The following is a 19,487-nucleotide window of genomic DNA, read 5'->3' as shown; positions in this document are numbered from 1 at the left end:
ACCCACCACACAAGCAGGTGGGACAGAGGCCGGTAAGTGGACGAAGCTCTAGTAATCAACCCGACCACTGTGTACATTCACACGGTGTTCACGCTGCGGTCCCTTGTCGCGAACGCGTCGCTGAAGCTGAAGGTGCTGGTGCCCGGCCCGGAGGGCGCCCTGGACGAGCCCGTCGCGTGGGTCCACAACACCGAGCTCCCCGATCCCTCCCCGTACGTCAGGGAGCGAGAGCTGGTGTTGACCAACGGCCTGTGGGCGGGGCAGGCGAGCGCCGCCGAGTTCGTGGCGAACGTGCGGCTGGCGAGGGCCGCGGGAATCGTCTTCGGGCTGCGCCCGCAGACCCCGAGCACGCCGCGGGAGCTGGTGAGCGCCTGCCGGGACGCCGGCCTGCCACTGCTGGAGATCGCCCCGGCGGTGCCGTTCACGGAGGTCTCCCAGGCGGTCTCCGCCATGTACACGGACCAGCGCCAGCAGGCCCTGGTCGGAATGGTCCGCAGGGGCGACGCCCTGGCGACCGCGATCTCGCGTGGGGCGGGCCCCACCGGCGTGCTCGACGTACTCCGGCGGGACCACGACCTGCCTCTCGCCGTGGTCGACCGGACGGGCCGGGTGCTGGCGGCGGCGGGGGCCGGCCTCGACGACGCCCAGGCGCGAGCGGTGGCCGCCGGGCTGGCCCGCAGGCCGCCGCCCCTGGAGCTGATGCTGGAGCCGGACCGAGCCGAGACCCTCGCCGCGCTCTTCCCCGTGGGAGCGGTGGGCGACGTCGACGCGGCACTCATCTGCCTGCGCCCGTTGTCCGGCCTCGAACCTGCCGAGCAGGCGGCGCTGGAGCAGGCGGCCAGGTTCCTCAGCCTCGAGGTGGCCAAGCAGCAGGCGGTGCAGGCCATCGAGATGCGCTTCGCGGGCGAACTGCTGGAGATGGTGCTGTCCGGCGGGCGCACGGCTGAGGTGGCCGGCAGGCTGCAGGCGTTCGGGGTGGACGCGGCGGGGCCGCTTGCCGTGTTCGCGCTGGCCTTTTCCGGGCCGGAGCCCGCCACGCCGCACGGCCTTGGCGAGCTGACCGGCGAGTTCCTCTCCGCCGCCGGGATCCCCGCGTTGGTGGCCGGAGGGACGCAGGACGTCGTGTCCGTGCTCTCCTGGCGGCATCCCGAGCCCGAGCTCCCCCTGCTCGCCGAGCGCCTTCTGGCGGCTGTGCACAGGCGTTTCCCGGGCCGGCGGGCGGTCGTGGGGCTCGGCGGGGTGGCTCCGCACGCGGCGGGGCTCCGGCAGCCGCTGCTGCACGCGCGGGAGGCGTGCCGGGTGCTCCGGCGCTCCCCCCACGGACCGGCGGTGCGCGGCTTCGCCGAGCTCGGCACACACCGGCTGCTGCTCGGGCTGGTGGACTCCGAGACGCTGCGCGGCTTCTCCCGCGACCTGCTCGGTCCCCTCCGGGAGCACGACGATCGCCGCGGGAGCGACCTGGAAGCGACGCTGCGTGCTTTCCTCGATCACGACGGGCAGTGGGCGGCCACGGCGGCGGCCCTGCACATCCACGTCAACACCCTGCGCAACCGGCTGGCGAAGATCGCCGAGTTGACCGGAAGGGACGTGGGACGCACCGAGGACCGCGTCGACCTGTTCCTCGCCCTCGCCGCCGAGACGAGCTGAGCAGCACTGCCGCGCGCGCCTGCCGCCCCCTGCCTGCCGACCGCGCCCGCGAACGGCGCCTACGCGGGATAGACGTCGGGGTCGACGACCGGCGGGGAGGGGCGGCGCGTGGTCAGATCCGGGTCGGCCGCCGCCAGTTCCGCCGCCTCGCGGCACCGGGCGAACCGCACGTCCCCGCACTCCAGCGCGTACTCGACGAATCGGCGCAGCGCCAGGGCACGCCCCGGACGACCGGACAGGAACGGGTGCACGCACAGGTTGAACAGGCATCCGTAATGGCGCATCCCGTCGAGCTCGGCGCGCCACAACTCCAGCACCTTCCCCGGAGACTCGATCACCGTTCCGACGTGCGGCGCGGGGAGGTAGGCGTACTGCTCCCAGTCGTCGAGCGACCAGTGCACGGGCAGCTCGACGATGTCGCGGGAGCCGGTGACCAGCCGGTACGGCCGATCGTCACCCATCAGGGAGGAGTCGTAGAGCAGGCCGTGCTCGGCGACGAGGCCGGCGGTCTGCCACGATGCCTCCCACAGCGCGGCCCGATGCCCGGCGATCTCGATGCCCTGGCGGGCGAAGACCTCGAGGGCACGCTCGAAATCGGCGCGCTCCTCCTTCGCGGTCATCGACGTGGGCGGGCGGTGGCTGTAGGAGTGATGTGCCACCTCGTGCCCGCGCTCCACGATCGACACGGCCAGCCCCGGCCGCTGCTCGGCGACCCAGCCCGGGACGAAGAACGTCGCCGGAACGCCGAGTTCGCCGAGCAGATCCAGGATGCGCGGCAGGCCCACCTCCGGGCCGTACGCCTGGTGCGACATGGTGCTCGCGTGCCGGGCGTACTCGCGTCCGTGCGCGAGCACCGGCGTCTCGGCGTCGACGTCGAAGGTCAGGGTCACCACGGCCGCGGCGCCGTCACGCCAGTTCGCGCTCATCGCGCGTCCTTCCTCTCCTGGCCGATCGCGCGGCCGTCATTCCACCGTCCCCCCGCGTGCCGAGTGTCGCATCCCGGCGATCAGGACATCGCCCGCGCCGTACGCGACCACCGGCGCGCGTTGGCGAGCGTCGCCATCGGCTCCAGCATGCCGTGATCGAATCGGTCCAGCGGCAGGCCCTGGGCGAGACGCCGCGGGAGATCGGGGTTGGCCAGCGCGCCCCTGGCGACGGACAGCATGTCGGCGTGGCCGTCCGCGAGCACCCGCGCCGCCTGGGCGAGGTCGTGCATGCCGCCGTTCGCGAGGACCGGAAGGCCGGTCACCTCGCGGGCCAGGGCTGTGATCGTGACGTCGCCGTCGAGGCGGGCGGTCTCGATCCAGTCGCGGCCCTCGCTGGCGACGTGCAGGTACGTCGCGCCCGCCTCGGCGAGCGCGGAGAATATGATCTTCCCGTCCCGGGCGCCCCCGGCCCAGCGGTGCGTGAAATCGTTGACCTTGCCCTGGGACAGCCGCACCCCCACGCAGAAGCCGGGACCCAGTTCGGCCCGGATGCCGGCCACCACCTCGGCCGTGAGGCGCACCCGGTTGGCCACGTCGCCTCCGTACGAGTCGGCACGGCGATTGGTGTAGTCGGTGAGGAACTGGTCCAGTAGGTAGCCGTTGGCCGCGTGCACCTCGACGCCGTCGAAACCCGCCTCCCGGGCCCGTACGGCCGAAGCCGTGAACCCGGCGATCGCCGTCTCGATGTCGGCCGTGCTCATCTCCCTGGGGATCGGCCACCTGCCCGATCCTCCGTACTCGGGCATCATCTCCCCGCGGGGCGGCACGGCGGACGGCCCGGCCGTATCGTCGCGATAGTGGTTGCCCTGGGACAGCGCGCCGGCGTGCATGAGCTGCAGCAGGATCCGTCCGCCCGCGGCGTGCACGCGGCGGGTGATCTCCCGCCAGGCCGCGACGTGGTCGTCCGACACGATGCCCGGCTGGTTGCGGTAACCCTGGCTGTAGACGGTGTCCGTGTAGGTACCCTCGGTGATCACCAGACCGAAGCCGCCCTCGGCGAACGTGGTGTAGTAGTCGGCCATCTCCGGGGTCGGCGTGCCGTCGGGGGCCGCGGAGACCCGAGTCATCGGCGCGACCGCGAGCCGGTTGGGCAGGTCGAGGCCGGCGAAGCGGAAAGGCAGCAGGGCCGGATGACCCGAAGTGAACGCGCTCATCGGAAACGCACTCCTCGAAACGTGGATTTCAGTCGGATTCGGGCAGGACGTCGATCGCCAGCGACGTCGGCACGCCGCCGTTGATGTCCACCAGGTCCTGCGGGCAGGCGGAGACCACGAGAACGCAGTCCATGTCCGCCCGGAAGCTGATCGCGTCTCCCGGTCGGCTGACCGCGGGAAGCCAGTCGAGCCGCCCCTCCTCGTCGACGGGGATCCGCATGAACACGTTGACCGGTTGCGGGGTGAAGGGAAGGGCCAGACCCATCGAGGCGAGCGCCCGGTGCAGGTTGCTCGCGCACGAGGCGTGTGACGGCTGCGCACCCAGCGCGGCGTACCGCTCCGGATCGCAGGCGGCGATCAACATGTCGTGCCGGCCCGGGGACGTGTCGGAGACGAGCGTCAGGATCGGCCGGCGGCGATCGGTGAAGAACCGCTCCCCCACCGCGGGGAACAACCGGTTCGTGGCACTGCGCGTGTGCGAGGCGCTGAGGTGCTCGGTGACGTCATCGGCGGCGAAGGCGAAGACGTCGCCCACCTGGCCGCCTTCGAGATCGACGACGCTGACACGCCGGCCCTGCGGCACCCGCACCGCCCTCGCCTCCCGGGCGGGTACGACGGTCCGCTCAACGGCGGTGATCGGATTCATGCCCCAAGGCAACCATCGGAACCCTCCGCGATGCCATGGAGCTTCCTCCAGTGAATCTCACTGCGGCTGTGTGAACATCCATCCCCGCTGCGAGCCGCAGCGCCCGTCACTCACCGGGGTCCTCGCGCAGCACCCGGGCCGCCTCACGGCACCGGGCCAGCGCCGCCTTGGCGTACGCCGGAGACGCCCCGGCCAGGCCGCACGCGGGGGTGAGCACGACCTGCTCGGCCAGCCGGGCCGGCGCGAACCCGAGCCGCCGCCACAGCTCCACCGCCGGCCTGGCCACCACCCCGACATCGGCGAGCCGGGAGTCGACGCCCGGCACGACGCCGAGGAACAACGCGAGCCCCTTCTCGATCGTCTCCCCGATGGCGTCCTCGTCACGGCGGCGCAGCAGCGCCGCGTCCACCGAGACGCCCCGCGCCCCCGCCGTACGGACCACCTCGTACGGCACGCCCGGCGCGCAGCAGTGGACGACCGGGAACGCGGGCGCGAGCGCGGACAGCACGGTCTTCAGCCGTTCGGCCGCGATCGGGGACTCCACGGCGCGCAGCCGCCCGAAGCCGGACGCGGTCGGCACCGTGCCCGCGAGCACCCCGGGCAGCCCCGGCTCGTCGATCTGGACGACGAGTTCGGCTCCCGGCACCCGCCGCCGGACCTCCGCCACGTGCTGCGCCAGCCCCTCGGCCAGCGACTCGGTCAGGTCGCGTACGGCTCCCGCGTCGGCGAGCACCTTGTCGCCGTGCCTGAGCTCGATCGCCCCGGCCAGCGTCCACGGGCCGCACGCCTGGATCTTGAACGGTCCTTCGTAGCCCTGGGCGACCTCCTCCAGGCCGTCGAGGTCGCGGATGAGATGGTCCCTGGCCCGTTTGAAGTCCCGCCCGGGCCGGTCGGAGAGCCGCCAGCCGGACGGCTGCACCTCCACGGGCAGCTCGACCAGCAGGGACGCCGTACGGCCGATCATGTCGGCGCCCACGCCCCGGCCGGGCAGCTCGGGCAGGTAGGGCATGGGCAGCTCGCCGAAGGCCGTCCTGACCGCCTCCAGATGGTCCTCGCCCGGATAGGACCCCACCCCTGTTGCCGTGGCCTCGCTCCACGGATACTCACTCACGGTGACTAGCTTAAGGACTATGAAACTCACCAAACTCGGTCACGCGTGCTGGCGGCTGGAGAAGGACGGGCGGACCCTCGTCATCGACCCCGGCGCGTTCAGCGGCGAAGGGCTCCTCGACGGCGCGGACGCCGTGCTGATCACGCACGAGCACTTCGACCATGTGGACACGAACCTGCTCAGGAATGCGAGCCCCGACCTGGAGGTGTACACCTGCCGGGCCGTCGCCGACCAGCTCGGTCAGATCCCGGCGAAGGTCCAGGTCGTCACCCATGGGGACGCCTTCGACACGGCGGGCTTCCGCGTGCGGGCGGTCGGCGAGTGGCACGCGCTCAACCTGCCCGACGTCCCGCCCGTGCAGAACGTCGGCTTCTTCGTGGACGACGAGGTGTTCTACCCCGGTGACGCCCTCACGCCGCCCGGTCGCGACGTGCCCACGCTGCTCGTGCCGACCAACGCGCCGTGGCTCAAGGGAGCAGAGATGATCATGTACCTGCGCTACGTCCGGCCCGCGCGTGCCTACTCGACCCACGACGGGCTGGTCAACGACATCGGCGCGACGCTGATCGACAACTGGCTCGACATGGAGGCCGGCAAGCAGAAGGCCGACTTCCGCCGCGTCCCCGTCGGGGAGTCGGTCGAGATCTGACCCGTCGAGATCTGACCTCAGACGGCCGAGGCGATCGTGGCGGAACCGATGACGACGTCGCCGTCGTACAGGACGGCGCCCTGGCCCGCCGCGACGCCGGTCGCCGGGCGGTCGAGCTCGATGTGCAGCTCGCCGCCGGACAGCTGGGCGCGGCAGCCGTACACCTCGCCGTGCGCCCGCAACTGCACGGTGCACGTGATCGGCTCGTACGGCTCCGGCAGCGGCCCGTTCCACACCGGCCGCTCCCCGGCGATGCTCCGGACCTCCAGGGAGGTGCGGGGGCCGATCGTGACCGTGTTGGACACCGGCTCGATCGACAGGACGTAACGCGGCCTGCCGTCGGGGGCCGGCCGGTCGATGTGCAGGCCCTTGCGCTGCCCGACGGTGAAGCCGTACGCCCCCTGGTGGCTGCCGACCACCCGGCCGGTGAGCGCGTCGACGATCGGCCCCTCCGACGCCCCCAGCCGCTCGGCGAGGAACGCCCGGGTGTCGCCGTCGGCGATGAAGCAGATGTCGTGGCTGTCGGGCTTGTCGGCGACGGTCAGGCCGCGCCGCGCGGCCTCCTCACGCACCTGCGCCTTGGTCGAGCCGCCCAGCGGGAAGATCGCGTGCGCGAGCTGCTCGCGGGTGAGCACACCCAGCACGTACGACTGGTCCTTGGCCTCGTCGACGCTGCGCCGCAGCATGCCGTCCTCCAGCCGCGCATGGTGGCCGGTGGCGACGGCGTCGAAGCCGAGCGCGAGCGCCCGGTCGAGCACCGCCTCGAACTTGATCTTCTCGTTGCAGCGCAGGCAGGGGTTGGGCGTGCGCCCGGCGGCGTACTCGCTGACGAAGTCCTCGACCACGTCGCGGTGGAACCGTTCGGCCATGTCCCACACGTAGAAGGGGATGCCGATGACGTCGGCGGCCCTGCGGGCGTCGCGGGCGTCCTCCAGCGTGCAGCACCCGCGCGCGCCGGTGCGGTAGGACTGCGGATTGGACGACAGCGCCAGATGAACGCCGGTCACGTCGTGCCCCGCCTCGGCGATCCGGGCGGCGGCCACCGCGGAGTCGACCCCGCCCGACATGGCGGCGAGGACGCGGAGCTTCGGTGTGGGACCCATAACAGTTCGAGGTTACCCCCGAGTGGTGTCCCCGCGATCCGCCCGGCCGCGCCGTACCCGCCGCACCCGCCCGCGCCGTACCCGCGCCCAGCCCTCGGGCCGCCCGGTCGCGCCGCGTTGGCATCGGGGCGGGCGTACTGGGAGGATGCGGGGTCATGCGACTGTTCGGGCGCAAGAGCGAGTCCGCCGACCCCGCCGAGGCCATCGCGGCATTCTGGACCTGGTGGGACCAGGCACGTCCCCAGATCGACGCGCACGTCGAGGCGGAGGACCCCGAGGCCCTGTTCGAGCTGATCGGCCCCGCCGTCACCGCGCTGCATCCGTCCCTCGTCTGGGAGATCGCTCCCGGCCGCATGGCCGTGAACGCCCTGGTCGTCACCGCGTCGAACGACCCGGAGCTGCGGCCGTTCGCCCACCGGTGGGCCCTGGCCGCGCCGCCGGCGGACGCGATGTGGGAGTTCCATCCGTCGCGGCAGGCGAACCCGCAGGCCGCCGACCTCACGGTGGACGTCGGCGGGCGGGAGTTCGGGCTCGACCGGCTGGTGGTGGCGCTGCGGGTGCCGCCGGGCACGCCGCGCGTGGACGTCACCGCCTTCCACCCGATCTTCCCGGACGTCGACGACGACACCCGCATGGAGGCGGCCCTCATCGCGCTCGACTGGCTGCTGGGCGAGGACGAGGTGGCCCGGTGGGTCGGCGAGATCACGGCCGCGGAGTTCGAGCCGATCGACGCCCTCCCCGCGATTCATCTGCCCGCCGTCGTCGCCGACGTGGCGGAGGGCTTCAAAGAGGAGCAGTGGGCGCTCCTCGAAGGCCACACCGCCACCGGCAGCCGGCTGGCCGCCGCCGCCCGCTACCCCCTCAGGCCGGTGGACTTCCCGCTGTTCGACCAGCACATCGCCGTCACCCTGCCGTACGGGGAGGCCGGCGGCGACGGGCTGCCGAGCGGAGCCTCCCTCGAGGCGCTGCGCGACTTCGAGGACCGGCTGACGGAACGGCTGGCCGCGCTCGGCTCGGCCGTGCTGGCCGCTCACATCAGCGCCGACGGCAGCCGGGTGCTGCACGTGTACGCCGATCCCGCGGCGGCCGTCCCCCCGGTGGTCGAGGAGGTCGCCGACGAGTGGAAGGAGGGGCCCGCCCGCGTCGACGTGACCGAGGACCCGTCCTGGAGCGCGGTGGCCCCCTTCCTGACCTGAACCGGACATTCAGCGCGTTTCACCATATTTGAGCACGGGCACGTCGCGATAGACGCGACGCGCGGGCGAGCGCCCGCGTTCCGCCCGTTCCCGCAGGCTGCGGGCCGATCCGGCGATGGGATTGGGGTCGGACATGGCTCAGCGCGCACTGGACCGGCTGCCGGACGCGATCGAGGGCGATGGCCGCCTCGACCGGGCGAGCCATCGGCTCGAACAGGGTCTGGCGTTCACGGAGAACCTTCTCGGGATCACCGGGGGCCGCGCCCGCGGCTTCCTGCACGGCGTCTGGCTGGGGCACCCCCTCCACCCGGTGTTCACCGACCTCCCGATCGGCTCGTGGACGACGGCGCTGGTCCTGGACCTCACCGGGCAGAGGCGCGCGGCGCGCGCGGCCGTGGGAGTCGGCCTCGCCGGAGCGCTGGCGGCGGCCGTGACGGGCCTGCACGACTGGCAGCACACGCACGACAACGCCCGGCGCGTCGGGCTGGTCCACGGCACGCTCAACACGCTCGCCTTCGCCGTGTACGGCTGGTCGTGGTGGCAGCGGGGCCGGGGACACCATCTGCGCGGACGGATCGCCGCCCTGGCCGGCTATCCCGTGATCATGGTCAGCGGTTTCCTCGGCGGCGCACTCGTCTACCGCCACCGCATCGGAGTCGACCACACGGACCGGCGGCTCGAACCACGCCACTTCACCCGGGTGATGGCCGAGCACGACCTGGCCGAAAAGAGCCCGCGCCGGGCGCGGGCGGGCGACGTGGAGATCGTCCTGGTCCGCGCGGACGGCCGCATCCACGCCCTGGAGAACGCGTGCCCGCACCTGCGCGGACCGCTGTCTCAGGGCTGGCTCCGGGACGGCGCCCTCACCTGCCCCTGGCACGGCTCCCGGTTCGAGCTGTCCACCGGAGTGAGCCTGAACGGCCCGGCCTCCGCACCCGTGCCGTGCTTCCAGACCCGGGTGCGCGACGGGTGGATCGAGGTGCGCCGCGCGCCGGTCGCGGTCACCGCGCCTCCCGGGAGCGCGCTGGTCCACCAGCAGGAGGTGCGGCCGTGAGGAGGAGGCAGCAGGTGCTCACGGAGGCGCCGCAGGAAGCCGCCCGGCAGGAGCGGAAGCCGGCGACACGGGTGCTCGTGGAGCACCACGAGGTGCTGCGGGCGATCCTGCGGCGCCTGCTGGAGACGCCGCGATCCCAGCCCGGCCTGCGGCGCGCGCTCGCCGACGAGCTGTTCGACGAGCTGTGGCTGCACGAGCGGATCGAGGAGGCGATCTTCTATCCCGCCATGCGCCACGTCACCCCTGCCGTCTCGGCGGCCTGGTCGGAGCATCGCCAGCTCAGCGACCAGCTCGCGGCCCTGACGCGCGCCGCCCCGCGGACCGAGCGGTTCGACCGGGAGCTGAGGGCGATGCACGACGCGCTGGAGTCGCACGCCCACCTGGACGAGGAGCGGCAGATGTTCCCGGAAATCGAGCGCTTCGCCGACGAGGAGCTGCTCGTCGAGCTGGGCGACCGGCTCCAGGCCCGGCTGGAGCGGCTGCGCTCGTCACGGCTCATCCGGGCGGTCCTTCGCCTCCAACGGGCACTGCTGCGCCGTACGGCCCGATAGGCGCGCGCCAGGCCCGGCAGGCGTACGGCGATGGCGGCGCGGACGCGGCGGACGAAGTCGCCTTGATCCGTCTCCTGCGCCGGTCACCGCCTGGCCAGGTGCCATAGGCATCACCTATGGCCTCCACTGGCATTTCGTCTTTGTCTCTCGTTCTTTTCCGGACGTACCGTGAAACGGCTCGATGAGGCGCACACCGCGATTTCTCCGGGGATTCGCGCTCTGCGCACGCCGATTTTTCTCATGTCGAGCGGACTGACACACGCGAGGAAAGGACCGGTGGCATGACCACGTTCGAGAACGGATCGGAAACGCGAGAACTCGCGGGAAAGCGGGCCCTGGTCACGGGTGGTTCCCGCGGAATCGGAGCGGCCGTCGTGCGCCGGCTCCTGGACGCGGGGGCCGAGGTGCTCACGACCGCCAGGTCGGCGACGAGCACGGTGCCGGAGGGGGCCGTCTTCGTGGAGGCCGACGTACGGACACGGGCCGGAGCGCAGGCGCTCGCCGCGGCCGCGCAGGAGGCGCTCGGCGGAGTCGACATCCTGGTCCACAACGCGGGTGGAGCGCGGCCGTACAAGGGCAGCTCGGCCATCCCCGACGAGGAGTGGCAGGACGCGCTGGACCTGAACTTCCTGGCGTCGGTGCGGCTGGACTCGCTCCTGACGCCCGGCATGCGGGAACGGCGCTCGGGAATGATCGTGCACGTCTCCTCGGCCGCGGTCCCCACTTCGGTGGCGCCGTTCCTGCACTACACGGCGGCGAAGGCGGCACTGGAGAACTACAGCCGGGGACTGGCCCTGGAGCTTGCCCCGTTCGGGATCCGGGTCAACACGGTGACTCCCGGCAGAGTCGCCACCCCCGGCGGCGAGGCGACGCGGGAGCAGTGGGCGCGCCTGGACACCGCGCCGGACCAGGACGCGGCGCCGGACCGGAACGGCACCCCCGTGCCGCTGGGGCGCGACGGTCAGCCCGACGACATCGCCCACGCGGTGCTGTTCCTCGTGTCCGACCGGGCGAGCTGGCTGACCGGGAGCAATCTCGTCGTGGACGGCGGCGAATTCCCCAGAGGTTGAGGCAGGGGTCGACGCCGATGGAATTCCAGCACGCCCGAAGGACTCATCGGCGTGATGTCCGGCAGATCACCGAATTGTGAGGGAAAAAGATGAGCACAGCGACAAGAATGCAGTCGTCAATTGTGGCGTGCCCGGCCCTCAGGACACCGGCGAGAACACCGCGGAGCCGCGCCAGGACTCCTGACGCAGGAACTCGAGCAGGGCCGTCTCCGCCGGGCCCGGGCCGGGCCGGACCACGGCGATGACGGGCTGGGACACGACCGGGAACACCGGGCGGACGAGGTGCTCGTAACCGTAGGGCACCGCGGAGGCCGGGACGAGCGTCACCCCCAGTCCGTGGGCGGCCCAGCGCACGGCCGTCGCCGTCTGGGACACGCGTGCGGCCGTGGCCGGAGTCAGTTCGTTGTCCCGCAGGACGTTCAGCAGCACGCCGTCGAGCGCGCTGTCGCGGTCGAACCGCACCCACGGCTCCCCCTCCAATGCGCGCAGCTCGACCCGGTCCGCGGTGAGCTGCGGGTGCCCGGCGCCCAGCACCACGACGAACTCCTCGTCGCCGAGGTGCTGGGCGTCGCCGGGGGACTGTTCACACGCCGCCATGAGGGCGAGGTCCAGGACGCCGCGGCGGCACAGCCGGTCCAGCTCGGCGGAGCTCGGCTCTTCGAAGACGGTGACCTCCAGCCGCGGGAAGCGGCGGCGCAGCGCGTCCAGCGCGCCCGGCAGCTGCCGTGTGCCGAAGCCCATCTGCGCCGCGACCACCAGCTCGCCCACCAGTTCGTCGGCATGGGCCCGCGCCGTCGCCCTCGCCCGCCGCGACGCGCTCACCGCGACCTGCGCCTCCCGCAGGAACGCGCGGCCGGCCACGGTGGGCACCAGTCCGGTCGGCGTGCGGGCGAACAGCTGGACGCCCAGTTCCCGCTCCAGGCCGCGGATCTGCTGAGACACCGACGGTTGGGCGACGTGCAGCCGCTCCGCCGCCGCCGTCACCGAGCCCTCCTCGGCGACGGCCAGGGCGTATTCGAACTGACGAAGGCTCATCGGCTTCTTCCCCTCCCTGCGGGGCATCCCCGATCTCATCCGTGTAATCGCTGTAATAGCGTAAGCGAGTGCCTATCCACTCTCGCAGATCAAATTCTCGCTGCGGTGCGGGCGAGGGGCGATACGGCCGGTTCAGCCGACGGGACGCGGGGGCGGGTCTGGGACCACGCCCCGAAGGGGTAAACCGGGCGAGTTACGACAAACCGGCACGGCGGGCGCGCTCGACGACGTGCCCGATGACCTCCGCGACCCGCTCGACGTCCTCCTCCACGGAGGTGTGCCCCAGGGAGAAGCGCAGCGAGCCGCGGGCCCGTACGCCGTCCTGGCCCATCGCCAGCAGCACGTGGGACGGCTGGGCCACCCCGGCGGAGCAGGCCGAGCCGGTGGAGCACTCCACGCCTTTCGCGTCGAGGAGCATGAGGAGGGCGTCCCCCTCGCAGCCGGGGAACGAGAAGTGGGCGTTGCCGGGCAGCCGGTTCACCGGGTCGCCGTTCAGCAGCACGTCGGGCACGGCCCGCCGTACGCGCTCGATCAGGTCGTCGCGCAGCGCCGACAGCCGCTCGGCCGTGGCGGGCTGACGGGCGACGGCCGTCTCGACCGCCGCCGCGAACCCGGCGACGGCGGGTGCGTCGAGGGTGCCGGAGCGGATGTCACGTTCCTGTCCGCCGCCGTGCAGAACCGGAACCGGATCGACACCGCGGGCCAGCAGCAGCGCGCCCACGCCCACGGGGCCGCCGACCTTGTGGCCGGAGACGGTCATGGCGTCCACGCCGGAGTCGGCGAACGAGACCGGAAGCTGACCGACCGCCTGCACCGCGTCGGTGTGGAAGGGGATGCCGTACTCGTGCGCGATGGCGGCGAGCACCCGCACCGGCTGCACGGTGCCGACCTCGTTGTTGGCCCACATGACGCTCACCAGCGCGACGTCGTCCGGATCACGGGCGATGGCCTCGCGCAGCGTCTCCGGATGAACCCGGCCCCGCTCGTCCACCTCCAGCAGCTCGACCCTCGCGCCGTGGTTGTCGCCCAGCCAGTGGGCGGGGTCCAGGGCGGCGTGGTGCTCGACCGAGCTGATCAGGATCCTGGGCCGCTTGCGCGCCCAGAACAGGCCCTTGATCGCGAGGTTGTCGGCCTCGGTGCCGCCGGCCGTGAACACGACCTCGCTCGGGCGTGCGCCGAGCGCGCAGGCGATCGTCTCTCGCGACTCCTCGACGACCCGGCGGGCCCGGCGGCCGGCCGCGTGCAGGGACGAGGGATTGCCGACCTGCCCGAGCTGGGCGGTCATCGCCTCGATCGCCTCGGGCAGCATCGGTGTGGTCGAGGCATGGTCCAAGTACGCAGCTCCCATGACCCCTCCCTGACGCGTATTCAGCTCACCAAGCGTATCCGGGTAGACGGCGGACACCGATAACGTGTCGCAACTAAACCGTCCAGACGGTACAGTAGACGGCATGCGGAGGGACGAATTGCTGGACGCGGCCGAGGGCCTGCTTCAGGACCAGGGCGCCCAAGCCCTGACCCTGGCGGCGGTGGCCGAGCGCGCCGGTGTCAGCAAGGGCGGTCTCCTCTATCACTTCGCGACCAAGGAAGCGCTCGTCAAAGGCATGGTCGAGCGCCTGATCGCCGATTTCGACGCGCTGATCGAGGCGCAGTCGGAGAGCACCTACACCCGGGCGTACGTCGCGGCGACGTTCGAGGCCGTGGAGACCGGCCGGCTGCGACGATGGGCCGTGGTCACGGGCGCGGCCGGCGATCCCGAACTGCTCGCGCCGCTGCGAGAGGCGATGGTCCGCTGGATGCGGCACGGCCTGGACGACGAGCCCGACCCCCTGGCCTCCCAGGTCGTACGGCTGGCCTGTGAGGGCGTCTGGGACGCCGCCACGCACTGTGCGGAGATCATCGACTACGCCGCGATACGCGCCAGGCTGCTCGCCCTGTTGTAGCGCCGTTGTAGCGCCCCTCCGGCAAGCCCTGTCGTAGCGCGCCTGCGGCGCGCCCCCGAACTCACACCTGGTGGTCGCCCTTCCTTCCGGCTCTGCCGTGAAAGGGCGACCTGCTGGTGTCTGCCCGCTAATCCGGGACCGGAAACCCACTTGACTCACCTGGAAAGGAAGCTGTGATGACCCGCGCTTTGAGGAAGGCCCGTCACGGGGCAGTCCTCACCTTCGTCCTGGCCGGCCTGATGTGTGGAACCTTCACCGTGCGCCTCCCGGCGCTGGCCGACCGGCTCCGCCTGCCGGAGTCGTCGGTCGGGCTCACCCTGCTCAGCTGGGGGATCGGCGCGCTGCTCACCATGCAGCTCATGCGCGTCGTCCTGGCCAGGATCGGCAGCCGTGGCGTCCTGCGCGCGGCCGCTCCCCTGTGCGCGGCGTCACTGGTCCTCGTCGCCTTCGCGCCGTCCTTCCCGGTGCTGGCCGTGGCCGCCGCGCTGTTCGGCATGGCGTTCGGCGCGGTCGACGTCGGCATGAACGCCCAGGGCTCCACCGTCGAGCGCGCGTACGGCCGGCCGATCATGAGCGGCATGCACGCGGGATGGTGCGTCGGCGCGATCTCGGCGGGCCTGCTGGGCACGGCGGCCATCGCCCTGAACCTGTCCCTCACCGCCCACATCGCGGTCGTCGCCCTGGTGTCGGTGCCGGCGGCGCTGGCCCTCAGCCGCATGCACCTGCCCGACCCCGCGCCCGAGACGGCCGGAGAGAAGCCGTCCGCCCGTTCCCGGCGCAGGATGCCCGGGGTCGTCTACCTGCTCGGCGCGGTCACCTTCGCCGCGTTCATGGTGGAGGGCGTCGTCGCCGACTGGAACGGCCTGTATCTGATCGGCACCCTGCACGCCTCCGAGGCGGTCGCCGCGCTCGGCTACCCGGTGTTCGAGGCGGGCATGCTGATCGCCCGGCTGGCCGGCGACCGGCTGCGCGGCCGCTACGGCGCGCGCGGGCTGATCACGTTCTCCGGCGCCGCCACCGCGCTCGCGTTCCTCGTGGTCATCGCCGCGCCGGTGACCGTGGCGGCCGTGGCCGGGCTGTTCTTCATCGGGCTGTCGGTGGCGACGATCTCGCCGATGGCGCTGTCGCTGGCGGGCGCCGCGACGCCCGAGCCGGGCCCCGCGATCGCGCAGGCGAGCGCGATCGGCTACGCGGGCCTGCTGCTCGGGCCCGTGGTGATCGGTTTCTTGTCCGCCGCGGTGTCGCTGCGGGCCGCGCTGGGCGTGGCGGTCGTCCTCGGCGCCGTCATCGCCGTGGCCGCGCGGCTGCTGCCCGCGTCCCGTACGGAGATCATCCCGCTGCCGGTCCGGTCGGGGGACGAGAAGGCCCCTCTCCGCGCGGCGGCCTGACACCCGGCGGGGCGGCACTCCTGGCCGGCGAGGCCTGGCGTCGGCGTGCCCTGCCCACCGGCGCTTTTTACTGGGTGGTGGCCATGGCCCCGGGCTTGCTGGGCACTGGGGATGCCGGATGCTTTCAGACGGAACACCGTTGTTTACCGTGACATCGGGTTTGCCCGGCCGTCCACAGGCAGGCGGCCGGGAACCCACCAAGGAGTACATGAGATGCGAGCCGTAGTGATGCACGCCCCCGGCGACGTGCGGGTGGAGCAGCGCGAGGACCCGAAGATCCTCGCCCCGACCGATGCGATCATCCGGCTGTCCGCAGCCTGCGTCTGCGGGTCGGACCTGTGGCCCTATCGCGGGGTGGACACGCACGACGGGCCGGTCCCGATGGGCCACGAGTACGTCGGCGTCGTCGAGGAGATCGGCAGCGAGGTCCGCGACCTCAAGCCGGGCCAGTTCGTGATCGGCTCGTTCTTCGCCTCCGACAACACCTGTGAGATCTGCCGGGCCGGCTATCAGTCCCGCTGCGTGCACGCCGTCCCGATCGGCACGATCGGCACCCAGGCGGAGCGGGCCCGCATCCCCCTGGCCGACGGCACCCTGGTCGCGACCCCCGGCATGCCCGACGCGGACCTGGTCCCGAGTCTGCTGGCCGCCTCCGACGTGCTGGGCACCGGCTGGTTCGCCGCGGTCGCCGCCGAGGCCGGCCCCGGCAAGACCGTCGCCGTCGTCGGCGACGGCGCCGTCGGCCTGCTCGGAGTGCTGGCCGCCAAGCGGCTGGGCGCCGAACGGATCGTCGTCTTCAGCCGGCACGCCGACCGGCAGAGGCTCGCCGTCGAGTTCGGCGCCACCGACGTCGTCACCGAACGCGGCGACGAGGGCGTGGCCAGGATCAAGGAGATGACCGGCGGCCTGGGCGCGCACTCGGTCATCGAGGCGGTCGGCACCCAGGAGTCGATGATGCAGGCCATCCGCTCCGCCCGCCCCGGCGGGCACGTGGGCTACGTCGGGGTCACCCACGGAGTCGAGCTGCCCGGCACGGAGCTGTTCTTCTCCGGCGTGCACCTGCACGGAGGCCCGGCCCCGGTGCGCCGCTTCCTGCCGGAGCTGATCCGGCTGATCTGGGACCGCGAGATCGACCCGGGCAAGGTCTTCGACCTCGAAATGCCCCTGGAGCAGGCGGCCGAAGCCTACAAGGCCATGGACGAGCGCCGGGCCATCAAGGTTCTGCTGCGCCCCTGACGCGGCGCACGGCCGGGGAGCTGAAGCAGTCGATCAGCCATCCGGCCTTCTCCACCGGCGGGCCGAACGCGACGACCGCGATGGGCCCGCCGAAGCGGATTTCCGACGACAAGGAGTAGTTATGGAGTTGCTGAAGCGGCCGCCGACCGTCAAGGGCCCGGCCGAATGGTTCACCGGCGACGTCTGGTTCGACGTCGTCCACCGCGGCGAGGACCCTTCCAGAACGCGCGCGAACATGGTGAAGTTCGCTCCCGGTGCCCGCACCGCCTGGCACTCCCACGGTCTCGGCCAGGCTCTCTACATCGTGGAGGGTGTCGCGCTCGTCCAGTCCCGCGGCGGTGAGCTGATCGAGGCCCACCCGGGCGATGTGATCTGGACTCCGCCGGGCGAGGAGCACTGGCACGGTGCCGCGCCCGACCACTTCATGGTCCACCTGGCGCTGTGGGAGGGCGACGACACGTCCTGGCTGGAGCACGTCACCGACAGCGAATACACCGCGGAACGCTCCAGCACCCGCCGGTGACCCGACGCCCGCGAGCGCCGGCCGTGCCTGCCGCCGGCTGCCCGCCACGGCTTCCGGGCCGCGCCACCCGGCCCGTGCCGCCGTGTTCACGCGGCACGGGCCGAGCGCGTCACCTGCGCTTGTCGATCTCCTCGGTGAGCTGCGGAACGACCTGGTGCAGGTCGCCCACGACACCGAAGTCGGCGATCTCGAACAGGGGCGCCTCGGCGTCCTTGTTGATCACGACGATGGTCTTGGAGGTCTGCATCCCGGCCCGGTGCTGGATGGCGCCGGAGATGCCGGCCGCGATGTAGAGCTGCGGGGACACGGTCTTGCCGGTCTGCCCGACCTGGAACTGGTGCGGGTACCAGCCGGCGTCGGTCGCGGCGCGCGAGGCGCCCACGGCCGCGCCGAGCGCGTCGGCGAGCTTCTCGATGATCGAGAAGTTCTCGCCCGAGCCCACGCCCCGGCCTCCGGAGACCACGATCGCGGCCTCGGTCAGCTCCGGACGGGCGCCCTTCTCCTGGACGACCCGCTCGACGATCCTGGCCGCGCGGGCGGCGTCCGACAGCGCGACCTCCACCTTCTCCTCCGCGCCCGCCGCCGCGGCGGCGACGGGGGCGGTGCTGTTCGGGCGGACCGTGATGATCGGCGTGCCCTTGGCCACGCGGCTGCGGACGTTCACGCCGCCGCCGAAGATGGACTGCTCGGCGACGAAGCCCTCGCCGACGCCCACCGCGTCCGAGATCACGCCGGAGTCGGTCTTGATCGCCAGGCGGCCGGCGATCTCCTTGCCCTCGCCGGTCGCGGCGACGAAGACCGCGGCCGGGGAGCGCTCGGCCACCAGGTGCGCCAGCACCTCGGCCTTGGGCGCCACCACGTAGTCGCCGATCTCGTCGGCCGCCGCCACGTAGATCTTCTCCGCGCCGTACTCGGCGAGCCTGGCCTTCGCGGCGTCGGAGTAGCCGGGGCCGGCCCACACGGCGGCCGGCGTGCCCAGCGACCGGGCCAGGGTCAGCAGTTCGAGGGTGACCTTCTTGACGTCACCGTCGACGTGCTCGACGAGCACCAGAATCTCACTCATCACGGGGCCCCTCAGATGAACTTCTTCGACGCGAGGAACTCGGCGGCCTTGGCTCCGCCGTCGCCCTCATCCTTGATCACGGTGCCCGCTGCACGCGGCGGGGCGGCGGCGAAGTCGACGACCTCGCTCCAGGAGTTCGCCAGGCCCACCTGGTCGGCCGCGATCTCCGCGTCGGCGACGCCGAGCGTCTCGACCGGCTTCTTCTTGGCGGCCATGATGCCCTTGAAGGAGGGATAACGCGGCTCGTTGATCTTCTCGACCACCGACACGACGGCGGGCAGCGACGCCTCGATCTTGTCGTAGCCGTAGTCGGTGATGCGCTGGACCCTGATGGAGCCCCCCTCGACCTCGACCTTGCCGGCCAACGTGAGCTGCGCGGCGCCGAGCCGCTCGGCCAGCATCGCGGCGAGCATGCCGGTGCGGGCGTCGGTCGACTCCGAGCCCAGGATGACCAGGTCGAAACCGATCTTCTTCAGGGCCTGGGAGATGGCGTAGGAGGTGCCGAGGGCGTCCGAGCCGTGCAGCGCGTCGTCGTGCAGGTGCACCGCCTTGTCCGCGCCCATCGCCAGGGCCTTGCGGATGGTCTCGGTCGCCTTGGCGGGGCCCATGCTGAGGACGGTGACCTCACCCCCATGGGCCTCCTTGAGCCGCAGCGCCTCCTCCACCGCGTACTCGTCGAGCTCGTTCACGACGCCGTCGGCGGCGTCGCGGTCGAGCGTCTTGTCATCGGACCTCAGCTTGCGCTCGGTCGCCGTGTCGGGGACCTGCTTCACGCAGACGACGATGTTCATGGCCGGTGGCCGACCTCCCCTTTCCGTACGGCTGACGCCGCGGTTCTCGGTACGTGGCGCGGGGTACGCGCACGTGATGCAAGACTGCCAGGTGCTCGCGGGCGTGCCTGTGCAGGTGGCCCGGGTGTCGAGCTGACCCTGGTCCCCCCAGACGGTATGTTACCCATCGGTAGCTTATGTGCAAACCTCCGGGTTTTTACGGCCGCGTCCTTCTGTTGAGGAATTCCCAGAACCCGGTCACGCCCACACTCACCCTACCGAACTATGTTCCGGAAGTGTCGCCGAGGCCCCCGCGGCGGGACCCCGGGATTCCACGCCAACCGCTCCGCGGGCCGCGGCCT

Annotated in this window: 19 protein-coding genes; 10 read left to right on the top strand and 9 right to left on the bottom strand. The window is 72.2% G+C overall.

Features of this window, described 5'->3' with window-relative positions; translation table 11 throughout:
- The first annotated feature begins 84 nt into the window (after nt 1–84).
- Nucleotides 85–1,647 carry a helix-turn-helix domain-containing protein gene (locus AB0O28_RS24695; protein WP_363643945.1) on the top strand — a complete coding sequence of 521 codons (1,563 nt, stop codon included), beginning with the start codon at nt 85–87 and terminating at the stop codon, nt 1,645–1,647.
- A 59-nt stretch (nt 1,648–1,706) separates the two neighbouring features.
- Here the strand turns inward: AB0O28_RS24695 and AB0O28_RS24690 are convergent, their stop codons facing one another.
- The 4 genes from AB0O28_RS24690 to AB0O28_RS24675 all read right to left on the bottom strand — a co-directional run bounded on the left by AB0O28_RS24690 (nt 1,707) and on the right by AB0O28_RS24675 (nt 5,544).
- Nucleotides 1,707–2,573, bottom strand: coding sequence for a polysaccharide deacetylase (locus AB0O28_RS24690; RefSeq protein WP_363643943.1), 867 nt, complete (start codon nt 2,571–2,573; stop codon nt 1,707–1,709).
- Between the two features lie 80 nt (nt 2,574–2,653).
- The gene (locus AB0O28_RS24685) at nt 2,654–3,787 is read right to left on the bottom strand and encodes an NADH:flavin oxidoreductase (protein ID WP_363643941.1); all 1,134 of its coding nucleotides are present in this window, start codon (nt 3,785–3,787) and stop codon (nt 2,654–2,656) included.
- 28 nt (nt 3,788–3,815) lie between these two features.
- Nucleotides 3,816–4,433 carry an urea carboxylase-associated family protein gene (locus tag AB0O28_RS24680; protein WP_363643939.1) on the bottom strand — a complete coding sequence of 206 codons (618 nt, stop codon included), beginning with the start codon at nt 4,431–4,433 and terminating at the stop codon, nt 3,816–3,818.
- 106 nt (nt 4,434–4,539) lie between these two features.
- Complete coding sequence (locus AB0O28_RS24675) at nt 4,540–5,544, bottom strand: methionine synthase (RefSeq protein ID WP_363643937.1); 1,005 nt, start codon at nt 5,542–5,544, stop codon at nt 4,540–4,542.
- A 19-nt stretch (nt 5,545–5,563) separates the two neighbouring features.
- Between AB0O28_RS24675 and AB0O28_RS24670 the strand changes: the two genes are divergently transcribed.
- Nucleotides 5,564–6,193, top strand: a complete 630-nt coding sequence (locus AB0O28_RS24670; protein WP_363643935.1) for an MBL fold metallo-hydrolase — start codon at nt 5,564–5,566, stop codon at nt 6,191–6,193.
- A gap of 17 nt (nt 6,194–6,210) precedes the next feature.
- Here AB0O28_RS24670 and mnmA read toward each other — a convergent pair whose 3' ends face one another.
- Nucleotides 6,211–7,296 (bottom strand): tRNA 2-thiouridine(34) synthase MnmA, encoded by a 1,086-nt coding sequence (gene mnmA, locus AB0O28_RS24665; RefSeq protein WP_363643933.1) that lies wholly within the window; start codon nt 7,294–7,296, stop codon nt 6,211–6,213.
- A gap of 155 nt (nt 7,297–7,451) precedes the next feature.
- Here mnmA and AB0O28_RS24660 point away from each other — a divergent pair, with 155 nt between their 5' ends.
- The 4 genes from AB0O28_RS24660 (at nt 7,452) to AB0O28_RS24645 (ending at nt 11,167) form a co-directional block, all read left to right on the top strand.
- Nucleotides 7,452–8,492 carry a DUF695 domain-containing protein gene (locus tag AB0O28_RS24660; protein WP_363643931.1) on the top strand — a complete coding sequence of 347 codons (1,041 nt, stop codon included), beginning with the start codon at nt 7,452–7,454 and terminating at the stop codon, nt 8,490–8,492.
- A gap of 133 nt (nt 8,493–8,625) precedes the next feature.
- Nucleotides 8,626–9,546, top strand: coding sequence for a Rieske 2Fe-2S domain-containing protein (locus tag AB0O28_RS24655; RefSeq protein WP_363643929.1), 921 nt, complete (start codon nt 8,626–8,628; stop codon nt 9,544–9,546).
- Nucleotides 9,543–10,097 (top strand): hemerythrin domain-containing protein, encoded by a 555-nt coding sequence (locus tag AB0O28_RS24650; protein WP_363643927.1) that lies wholly within the window; start codon nt 9,543–9,545, stop codon nt 10,095–10,097. The genes AB0O28_RS24655 and AB0O28_RS24650 overlap by 4 nt, the downstream gene beginning before the upstream one ends.
- 281 nt (nt 10,098–10,378) lie before the next feature.
- Entirely contained in the window at nt 10,379–11,167 is a 789-nt protein-coding gene (locus tag AB0O28_RS24645; protein ID WP_363643925.1) for an oxidoreductase, read from the top strand.
- Between the two features lie 138 nt (nt 11,168–11,305).
- Here the strand turns inward: AB0O28_RS24645 and AB0O28_RS24640 are convergent, their stop codons facing one another.
- Nucleotides 11,306–12,202, bottom strand: a complete 897-nt coding sequence (locus AB0O28_RS24640) for a LysR family transcriptional regulator (protein WP_363643923.1) — start codon at nt 12,200–12,202, stop codon at nt 11,306–11,308.
- 193 nt (nt 12,203–12,395) lie between these two features.
- Nucleotides 12,396–13,550 carry a cysteine desulfurase family protein gene (locus AB0O28_RS24635; protein WP_363643921.1) on the bottom strand — a complete coding sequence of 385 codons (1,155 nt, stop codon included), beginning with the start codon at nt 13,548–13,550 and terminating at the stop codon, nt 12,396–12,398.
- A 103-nt stretch (nt 13,551–13,653) separates the two neighbouring features.
- On the opposite strand from AB0O28_RS24635, the gene AB0O28_RS24630 reads away from it, so the two are divergent.
- The 4 genes from AB0O28_RS24630 (at nt 13,654) to AB0O28_RS24615 (ending at nt 17,292) form a co-directional block, all read left to right on the top strand.
- A complete protein-coding gene (locus tag AB0O28_RS24630; protein WP_363643919.1) occupies nt 13,654–14,145 on the top strand; it encodes a TetR/AcrR family transcriptional regulator in 492 nt (163 codons plus the stop codon).
- A 176-nt stretch (nt 14,146–14,321) separates the two neighbouring features.
- Nucleotides 14,322–15,533, top strand: a complete 1,212-nt coding sequence (locus AB0O28_RS24625) for an MFS transporter (protein ID WP_363643917.1) — start codon at nt 14,322–14,324, stop codon at nt 15,531–15,533.
- Between the two features lie 213 nt (nt 15,534–15,746).
- Nucleotides 15,747–16,769 (top strand): zinc-dependent alcohol dehydrogenase family protein, encoded by a 1,023-nt coding sequence (locus AB0O28_RS24620; RefSeq protein WP_363643916.1) that lies wholly within the window; start codon nt 15,747–15,749, stop codon nt 16,767–16,769.
- A gap of 121 nt (nt 16,770–16,890) precedes the next feature.
- The gene (locus AB0O28_RS24615; protein ID WP_363643914.1) at nt 16,891–17,292 is read left to right on the top strand and encodes a cupin domain-containing protein; all 402 of its coding nucleotides are present in this window, start codon (nt 16,891–16,893) and stop codon (nt 17,290–17,292) included.
- Nucleotides 17,293–17,401: 109 nt separating this feature from the next.
- On the opposite strand, the gene AB0O28_RS24610 is transcribed toward AB0O28_RS24615, so the two are convergent.
- Complete coding sequence (locus AB0O28_RS24610) at nt 17,402–18,355, bottom strand: electron transfer flavoprotein subunit alpha/FixB family protein (RefSeq protein WP_363643912.1); 954 nt, start codon at nt 18,353–18,355, stop codon at nt 17,402–17,404.
- A gap of 11 nt (nt 18,356–18,366) precedes the next feature.
- Nucleotides 18,367–19,146 (bottom strand): electron transfer flavoprotein subunit beta/FixA family protein, encoded by a 780-nt coding sequence (locus tag AB0O28_RS24605; RefSeq protein WP_363643910.1) that lies wholly within the window; start codon nt 19,144–19,146, stop codon nt 18,367–18,369.
- Nucleotides 19,147–19,487: the final 341 nt, after the last annotated feature.

This window comes from Microbispora sp. NPDC088329 (assembly GCF_040685655.1).
Classification (GTDB): domain Bacteria; phylum Actinomycetota; class Actinomycetes; order Streptosporangiales; family Streptosporangiaceae; genus Microbispora.
Note: the sequence above shows the minus strand (reverse complement) of the source record. Positions and strands in the feature narration are given on the sequence as shown.

Excerpts from the sequence above, each read along its gene's own strand:
- AB0O28_RS24685 (WP_363643941.1), bottom strand. The coding sequence starts at position 3,787 with ATGAGCGCGTTCACTTCGGGTCATCCGGCCCTGCTGCCTTTCCGCTTC.
- AB0O28_RS24615 (WP_363643914.1), top strand. The coding sequence starts at position 16,891 with ATGGAGTTGCTGAAGCGGCCGCCGACCGTCAAGGGCCCGGCCGAATGG.
- AB0O28_RS24630 (WP_363643919.1), top strand. The coding sequence starts at position 13,654 with ATGCGGAGGGACGAATTGCTGGACGCGGCCGAGGGCCTGCTTCAGGAC.
- AB0O28_RS24655 (WP_363643929.1), top strand. The coding sequence starts at position 8,626 with ATGGCTCAGCGCGCACTGGACCGGCTGCCGGACGCGATCGAGGGCGAT.
- AB0O28_RS24645 (WP_363643925.1), top strand. The coding sequence starts at position 10,379 with ATGACCACGTTCGAGAACGGATCGGAAACGCGAGAACTCGCGGGAAAG.
- AB0O28_RS24635 (WP_363643921.1), bottom strand. The coding sequence starts at position 13,550 with ATGGGAGCTGCGTACTTGGACCATGCCTCGACCACACCGATGCTGCCC.
- AB0O28_RS24625 (WP_363643917.1), top strand. The coding sequence starts at position 14,322 with ATGACCCGCGCTTTGAGGAAGGCCCGTCACGGGGCAGTCCTCACCTTC.
- AB0O28_RS24680 (WP_363643939.1), bottom strand. The coding sequence starts at position 4,433 with ATGAATCCGATCACCGCCGTTGAGCGGACCGTCGTACCCGCCCGGGAG.
- AB0O28_RS24605 (WP_363643910.1), bottom strand. The coding sequence starts at position 19,146 with ATGAACATCGTCGTCTGCGTGAAGCAGGTCCCCGACACGGCGACCGAG.
- AB0O28_RS24660 (WP_363643931.1), top strand. The coding sequence starts at position 7,452 with ATGCGACTGTTCGGGCGCAAGAGCGAGTCCGCCGACCCCGCCGAGGCC.
- AB0O28_RS24670 (WP_363643935.1), top strand. The coding sequence starts at position 5,564 with ATGAAACTCACCAAACTCGGTCACGCGTGCTGGCGGCTGGAGAAGGAC.
- mnmA (WP_363643933.1), bottom strand. The coding sequence starts at position 7,296 with ATGGGTCCCACACCGAAGCTCCGCGTCCTCGCCGCCATGTCGGGCGGG.
- AB0O28_RS24690 (WP_363643943.1), bottom strand. The coding sequence starts at position 2,573 with ATGAGCGCGAACTGGCGTGACGGCGCCGCGGCCGTGGTGACCCTGACC.
- AB0O28_RS24610 (WP_363643912.1), bottom strand. The coding sequence starts at position 18,355 with ATGAGTGAGATTCTGGTGCTCGTCGAGCACGTCGACGGTGACGTCAAG.
- AB0O28_RS24620 (WP_363643916.1), top strand. The coding sequence starts at position 15,747 with ATGCGAGCCGTAGTGATGCACGCCCCCGGCGACGTGCGGGTGGAGCAG.
- AB0O28_RS24640 (WP_363643923.1), bottom strand. The coding sequence starts at position 12,202 with ATGAGCCTTCGTCAGTTCGAATACGCCCTGGCCGTCGCCGAGGAGGGC.